Consider the following 6,940-nt stretch of genomic DNA (forward strand, 5'->3'; position numbering starts at 1 on the left):
GGGCCGTCGCAGCTTGGTCATCTCGCGTAGCTTGGCGCGCCGGCATGTACTGGGGCGGTTGTTATCCATTCCCAGGTTCGGGCGAGTCCGTCGTTGAGGCTGATTTCGGGGTTCCACCCGGTGAGCCGCTTCACTTCCGTGTTGTCAGCGAGAAGCCGTTCGACCTCGCTGCCTGCCGGCCGGAGCCTGGTGTCATCCAGGACGACACGGGCGTCGTGGCCCGAGATGCGGATGAGTTTATCCACCAAGGTGCCGATGGATATCTCGTTGCCGGTTCCGAGATTGAGGGCGAGTCCGAGCGCTTCCTCGCTCGCACCGATCGCCAGGAACCCGCGCGCGGTATCGGTTCCGAAGGTGAAGTCCCGTGTGGGTGAGAGGGATCCAAGACGAATTTCGCGCTGGCCCGCGTGCAGCTGGCGGAGGATCGCGGGAATGACGGCGCGTGCGGACTGACGGGGCCCATAAGTGTTGAAGGGCCGGCAGATCGCGACAGGGGTCCCGAAGCTGTGCCAGTACGACATGACGATGCTGTCGGCTGCGATTTTCGAAGCCGAGTACGGGGATTGGGGCTGCAGCGGGTGTGTTTCAGGGATGGGCACGACACGGGCTGTGCCGTAGACCTCCGACGTGGAGGTGTGCACCAGCCGCACACCATGCCTGCGGCAGGCGGCGAGGACGTTGTGGGTGCCGATGACGTTGGTCTGCAGATAGGAGTCCGGTGCCTGATAGCTGTATGGAATGCCGATCAGTGCGGCCAGGTGGAACACGATGTCGACGCCGGAGACCGCGTTGTCGACGACGTTGGCGTCCCGGACGTCTCCGGCAATGAACTCGACGCGGTCGTCGTGCTCATAGGCGGCAAGGAAGCCGCGTTCGCGGTAGGGCTTGTAGTGGCACAGTGCCCGCACGCGGGCGCCAGCGGCCAGCAGCTCCTCGACCAGGGTTGAGCCGATGAATCCTTCGGCTCCGGTCACGAGAACGAGAAGGCCGCGGTAGTGCGCGAGGTAGTCGGGGTGGGTGCTCATGAGGTGGTCCTTTGGGTAGAGGGGGCAAGGGAGATGGCCCAGTCTGCGACGGTGTCGGCCGCGGTGGAATGGGCGGAGGCGGCGGGAGCGGCGGGGGGCGCCGTCAGCCGGTCGGTCAGCGCGGCCTGCAGTGTTGCGGCGGTGAGGGCGGCATCGGAAATGACGATTGCCCGCCCGCCCTGGGCGAGTGCACGGGCGTTGTGGCTCTGGTGATCGCCGGGGGCGTGCGGGTAGGGCACGAGCACCGCAGGCAGGTCCAGGATGTCCAGTTCGGCGATCGTGGCCGACCCGGCACGGGTGACGACGACGTCGGCCGCGGCGTAGGCGTAGTCCATGCGGTCGATGTATTCCACGACCGTGGCAATCCGGTGCCCTCCGGATGCTTCGAGCTGCCGCCGGGCGTCGTCCATTTCTTCCGGCCGGGCCTTGATGAGCAGGCGGATGTCCCCGCGGGAACACCATAGTGCCGCAACCCCGAGCGCTGCCCGGGTCAGGGTGGCGGCGCCTTGGCTTCCGCCGCTGATGACAACGAGGCGCTGGTCGTCGCGGAGCCCGAAGTGGGCGCGGGCGAGGGCGCCCAATCCATCGCGGTCGGCGCGGGCTATCGATTCGGAAACCGGGATGCCGACGACACGGCCGTCTACTCCGGGCGGAAGAATCCATTCGGCGTTCGGCAAGCCGAGTCCGACCTGGCCGGCGATGCGTGCCGCCACCCGGTTGGCGAGCCCCGGCACCGCGTTGGACTCATGAATGATGCACGGCCGTTTGGCGAACCTCGCGGCCAGTACCGCGGGCATGCTCGGGTATCCGCCCATGCCGATCACGACATCGACCTCCTCGCGGCGCAACATTGCCGCGACCCTCAGTGCGCTGGCCAAGAGATAGGCGGGGAGGGCAAAACGCCGCAGGCCGGCCTGTTTCGCGAAGGGAATCATGGTGACGGTGTCGAGGCGATAACCGGCTTCGGGTACGAGGCGGCCTTCGAGTCCACGCGTCGTTCCGGAAAAGGTGATGATGGCATCGGGTATCCGGCGCCGGATGGCGTCTGCTACAGCGATTCCGGGGTAGATATGGCCGCCGGTGCCGCCGGCACCGATCACCACCCGGAGCGGGCGGCCTGACACCCGGGAGCCTGGGTGAGGGGGAAGCAGGGTCTGAGTCATGACCTCATGTTCGCGGGCGAATGTGAGGCAAAGATTAAGCGGCCGGGAGCTCCACGACCATGATCGCACCCCCACCTGGTCTGGCCTGCGCCTCGATCGTTCCGCCGAGCGAGGCGACGATCTGGTGCGCGATGGCCAGGCCCAGGCCCGAACCGGCCATGCCGCGGGAGGCCGGCGAGCGGTAGAAGCGGTCGAAGACGCGCTCCAGATCTTCGCCCGGGATGCCCGGCCCGCGGTCTGCAATGACGAACCGGACGTTCTCGTCGCGGGGTTCGATACTCACCTCCACCGCTGGCCGGTCCGCGGTCGAACCGTATTTGCCCGCATTATCGAGCAGCACACTGCCGAGCCGCAGCAGGCGGCCGCGCTCGGCCATGACCCGGGGCTCGGCATCCTGGGGGGACGTCAGAGTGAATGCCGCGGCGGGCCAGTGTCTGGCCGCTGCGGCCAGGGCCTCGCGGAACACAGGCACGACGTCAATGGATTCGGCGACGTCAATCGGCTCCTCGCCGCGTGCGAGATCCACGAGGTCCGTCACGAGGCCCTGCATTTCCACAAGCTCGCGATCGATGGCGCCAGCGAGCTCCCGGCGCCGCTCGGGAGAGATGCCCGATTCGCGTTTGAGCAAGGCAAAGTTCGTGCGCAGGGTCGTGAGGGGAGTACGCAGCTCATGCGAGGCATCGGCCACGAGCTGCTGTTGCGCTGCCCGCGCGAGTGAGAGCTCGTGCAGCATCGCGGAAAATGAGGTGGCGAGGCGGCCGAGTTCATCGTCCCGGTCGACGTCGACGCGCTCGTCAGGGTCGCGGGTGCGGGCTACGCGTTCGATGACGGCGGCCAGTGAGCGCACCGGCCGCAGGCCGACGGTCGCCGTGAGGAAGCCCACGATGCCGGCGAGCAGGATGCCTGCCCCGCCGGTGGCGAGAATCGCCGTCTTCACGCGGGCGATGGCGCGGTCGGTCAACAGGGTGGGCACTCCGACGATGATCGCGCGGCCCGCTTCCGCCGGCACGACGACCACCCTCACCGACCCGGCCACCCCGGTGGCCGTATAGTAAACTGTCCCGCTGCGGCCGGCGGCAACATCGGTGGCGGCTGGCGTCAGCCGCAGCACGTCCCCGGAATTCTCGACCGGTTCGGCGGCGGTGATGGTGCGGCTGCAGGCAGGCTCGGCCGCGAACGAGCAGCTGTCGGAGCCCGAAGCGACGTAGTTCGCCTGCGCGTGGACAAGGCGCTGGATGCGGGTGGCCTCGCGCAGCAGCGACACATCCTGGTTGCTCTCCAACTGGTCGAGAACAACGAGATACGTCGCGCCGGCGACGAGCAGGATGACGGCCGCCACGGTCGCTGAGATGACACCGGCGAGCCGGCGCCGCAGTGAGGGCTGGAACCGTCGCCTGCGGGCCGCACGGCGATTCACTTAACAACCAGGTGGTAGCCAAGGCCCCGCTCGTTGCGGACGGCACCCTCCCGCCCCGCTTCGGCCAGCTTGCGGCGCACCTGGCTGATGTACACCTCCAGGGCGTTCGAGGAGGGGGCAGCCTCCTCGCCCCAGATCGCCGCGGTCAGACGGGTGCGGCTGTGCATCCGGTCGGGGGCGGCGAACAAGGCGCAGAGCAGCTCCGCCTCGATTCGTGTCAGTTGTATGGGCGGCCCGTCGCCGGCGAGGGTGCGGTTGACGGCGTCGAGCGCGAGACCGTTCCAGCTCAGCCGCCCGGCAGGAACATCTTCGGTGCGGCGCAGCAAGGCACGTACGCGGGCGAGGAGCTCGTCGAGGTCGAAGGGCTTCCCGAGGTAATCATCGGCCCCCGCGTCAAGGCCGGCAATACGGTCCCGGACGGCCGAGCGGGCAGTCAGCACCAGAACAGGCGTCCTGTCGCCGGTCGCCCGCATGGTGCGGCAGACCGCGAGCCCGTCGAGGAGGGGCATCTCCAGGTCGAGAATGACTGCATGGGGATCATGGCCGACGAGGGCACTCAGTGCGGACAACCCGTCTGCTGCCGCGAAGACATCGTACCCATCGGCCTCCAGCGCGGTCCGGATGCCCAGCACAATGTCGGCGTCGTCATCAACGACGAGGACGCGAAAACGCGAGGTAGGCATGTGACCATCTTCCCAGAGCGGGTTGCTTTGAACTGCCCGTACGGAACCGGCATCACCGCATCCGGTCAAACAGGGCGGAGCGTTCATCGGGTGTCGAGCGTGCTGAGCAGGGCCAGGTGATCGCTTCCGGTCGTGTCCTGGACGGTCAGGCCGGCGTCGTGGAATCCGCGGGTGAGGATGTGGTCCAGTCGTATCAGCGGGAATTCCCGGGGCCAGGTGAATCCGAATCCCCCGGTGGTTGGTTTTGCTTCGGTGAGGAGCGCGTTCAACCCTGCCATGGTCGTGTCGTAGCTGGCGGCGTTGAAATCTCCCAGCGCGACGATCCGGGGTGCGGCGTCGTGGGAGACGAGTCTGGTGAGGTCCTCGATCATGGTGTTGCGCGGGGTGTGGTCGGTGAGGCGGGCGGAATCGGCGTGGATGACGTAAACGCTGACGGGACCGGCCGGGGAGTCGAGTGTGGCGTGAAGGGCGCGTTTCCAGCCGAGCCCGAGGGTGAGCGGTTCGGAGTCGATGACCGGGTATTTGCTCAGGAGCATAACGCTGCCTACGCGCACCTGATACGGCCATTCTGACAGCCCGGCGGAGTCGATGGGGTTGACGACTTCTTCGAGAGCGAGGATGTCAGGGGATCTTCGCGACAGCTCGCGCAGCGTTTTCCCCGGGTCGGGGTTGCCCGCGGCGAGATTCTGCGTCGCGACCGTCAACGTTGTGCCCGGTGGCGCGGCGGCGGCGGGGGGCGGGGGGATGATGACGCCCCCGAACATCACCAACCAGGACAACGTGGGGACCAGGACCAGTGCTGCCGCAGTTTTCGCCCGAGCAACGGCGGCGAGAAGCAGCAATAAGGGTATGGCCAGTCCGAGCCACGGCAACGCGCTGTCGATCGCGAGCCGGGCACCGAGCACATCCGGTATATGTTCGTGGCCGAGCAGGATTATGGACAGAAGGATGGCGGCGGACCCGGCCATCCGCCCCCGAATCCGGCGATTGCCGGCCCGATGTTTTAGCCGGGGCATGGTTCCGTGGGGTTTTCGTTCAGATCCGCACCATCAAGAGACGCAACACGCCCGTCGAGCGGCCCCTGAACGCAGATGTGCTCAAAGGTGATGTCCACGATGCCGGCGGGAGTCGATGCGTAGACGGCTCGGGAACATCCCGTCAAGGCAACGGATTCAGGAACCACGAAGGCAACGACCGGGATCCGCCGATTCGCGGCGCGTTGGGAGGGGGTCATCATGCGATCACTATGACTGGCGAGTCTGAGGCGAGTGTGAAGTCGGGCTGCGGATAATCCGGAGTACAAACAAGACGAGGAAAGACGGCCCGAAGCTCTGCGGCGATCGTTGACCGGCTGAGCTTCAAGGGCACCATCATCGAAACCGGCACCGACTCCTGCCGCCTCGCACAGACCGTGAATCAGCAGGACCGACACAACGAAGTGGGCTCAAGTCAGGCTGCCAAAGTGGTATCCACTTAGATTGACATTCTCACCTCAACTCCGCTGAACTCATGATCTGCTCCGGATCAGTTGCCATGTCATGCCGTTCCCCCCTCATTCCTGCATGAACAAATATCAGAACGGAAATTCCGGACCGGCCGCAACCCTAGCCCGATACAAAGAATATTCAGCAAGTCATGTTGTACGCGGCCCTGGCCACCATGAAGTGGTGAACGCGAAAACCCGACGGAAGGGACGAACGAGGATGAACACCCAGAAGAGGCCCCACGGGACAGTGCCAGGTCCGCCGTAGTCAGCCGCTCCCCCACACAACCGAATAAGCCGTTCCGGGACCCCACACACCCGGAACATCAGATCAGAGGCAAGAGTGTGCACAATGTGCACACGAAAAAGCACCTCAAAAGCCCCTGAACAGGGAAAACACTGTGCCCGAGGTGGGACTCGAACCGGACTCCAGCCCTTGCAAACACGGGACTCCCGCGGAAACATGCCGAGTACGGGCTAGTCCGGCACGGGTACGGCCCAGTCCGCAGCCCGAAGTGTGGACACTGTCCACACCCTGATCCTCCCCACCAAAGGCCTCGGCCTCCCCCAAGCGCCGCACGCCGGCATGACAGGTGCGGCGTTTCTCTGTCTCGACAAAGTTGAACAAGACGTAGTACTCCACGTGCGGCAGCAACCTGATCATGCCCACGCTCATTCCGGGCTCCTGGGCAGACCGCGCAGGACCGTCGGTCGCTGGGGTTTTCATATCGATTTCACCTCCGTTCACTCCCTTCATGGTCCGCAGCGTCGAAAGCCGCATGACCGGGCGGGGCCTTTCAGAACCCCCTCCCCGCCTACTCGCCAGAGCCATGCTCCAATCGGGGAATGATACCGATGCACCAACCTCGGCCGGCAGCACAATGCAAGCTTTCGGGGCCAGCCCCACGCCCAGGGCCATCATTCACCGCGTCCAGGCACAGAATGGGCGACCTACTGGATGACGTCGCTCGAAACCCGGCAGGACCCACTTCGCACATCGTTTTCAGAGCCGAACTCACACCCAATAATTGACGGAAGATCCGTTATCGGCGTTTGGCCAGAGGGCGCGGGCTTGTCCTTAGGGAGCTCTGTCGCTTGACAGCGTAGTTGGCGAATTGCCAAACGATCTGGCGAATCTTGTCAGCTATCTGGCGAGTCATCCTTGGATT

5 protein-coding genes are annotated in these 6,940 nt (G+C 65.6%); all 5 read right to left on the bottom strand.

The genetic code is table 11. The annotated features are described in order from the left end of the window. Nucleotides 1-17 precede the first annotated feature (17 nt). The 5 genes from BJQ90_RS19650 to BJQ90_RS19670 all read right to left on the bottom strand — a co-directional run bounded on the left by BJQ90_RS19650 (nt 18) and on the right by BJQ90_RS19670 (nt 5,256). Nucleotides 18-1,025 (bottom strand): SDR family NAD(P)-dependent oxidoreductase, encoded by a 1,008-nt coding sequence (locus BJQ90_RS19650; RefSeq protein WP_226761869.1) that lies wholly within the window; start codon nt 1,023-1,025, stop codon nt 18-20. After that, nucleotides 1,022-2,188, bottom strand: coding sequence for a UDP-N-acetylglucosamine--N-acetylmuramyl-(pentapeptide) pyrophosphoryl-undecaprenol N-acetylglucosamine transferase (locus BJQ90_RS19655; protein ID WP_226761870.1), 1,167 nt, complete (start codon nt 2,186-2,188; stop codon nt 1,022-1,024). Before BJQ90_RS19655 ends, BJQ90_RS19650 begins: the two co-directional genes overlap by 4 nt. Nucleotides 2,189-2,222: 34 nt before the next feature. Further along, nucleotides 2,223-3,605, bottom strand: a complete 1,383-nt coding sequence (locus tag BJQ90_RS19660) for a sensor histidine kinase (RefSeq protein ID WP_226761871.1) — start codon at nt 3,603-3,605, stop codon at nt 2,223-2,225. After that, nucleotides 3,602-4,288: a response regulator transcription factor gene (locus BJQ90_RS19665; protein WP_226761872.1), complete on the bottom strand. Its 687-nt coding sequence runs from the start codon at nt 4,286-4,288 to the stop codon at nt 3,602-3,604. The genes BJQ90_RS19660 and BJQ90_RS19665 overlap by 4 nt, the downstream gene beginning before the upstream one ends. A gap of 83 nt (nt 4,289-4,371) precedes the next feature. Beyond that, the gene (locus tag BJQ90_RS19670) at nt 4,372-5,256 is read right to left on the bottom strand and encodes an endonuclease/exonuclease/phosphatase family protein (RefSeq protein WP_226761873.1); all 885 of its coding nucleotides are present in this window, start codon (nt 5,254-5,256) and stop codon (nt 4,372-4,374) included. Nucleotides 5,257-6,940: the final 1,684 nt, after the last annotated feature.

Source organism: Arthrobacter sp. SO3 (assembly GCF_020532825.1).
In the GTDB taxonomy this organism is placed as follows: domain Bacteria; phylum Actinomycetota; class Actinomycetes; order Actinomycetales; family Micrococcaceae; genus Arthrobacter.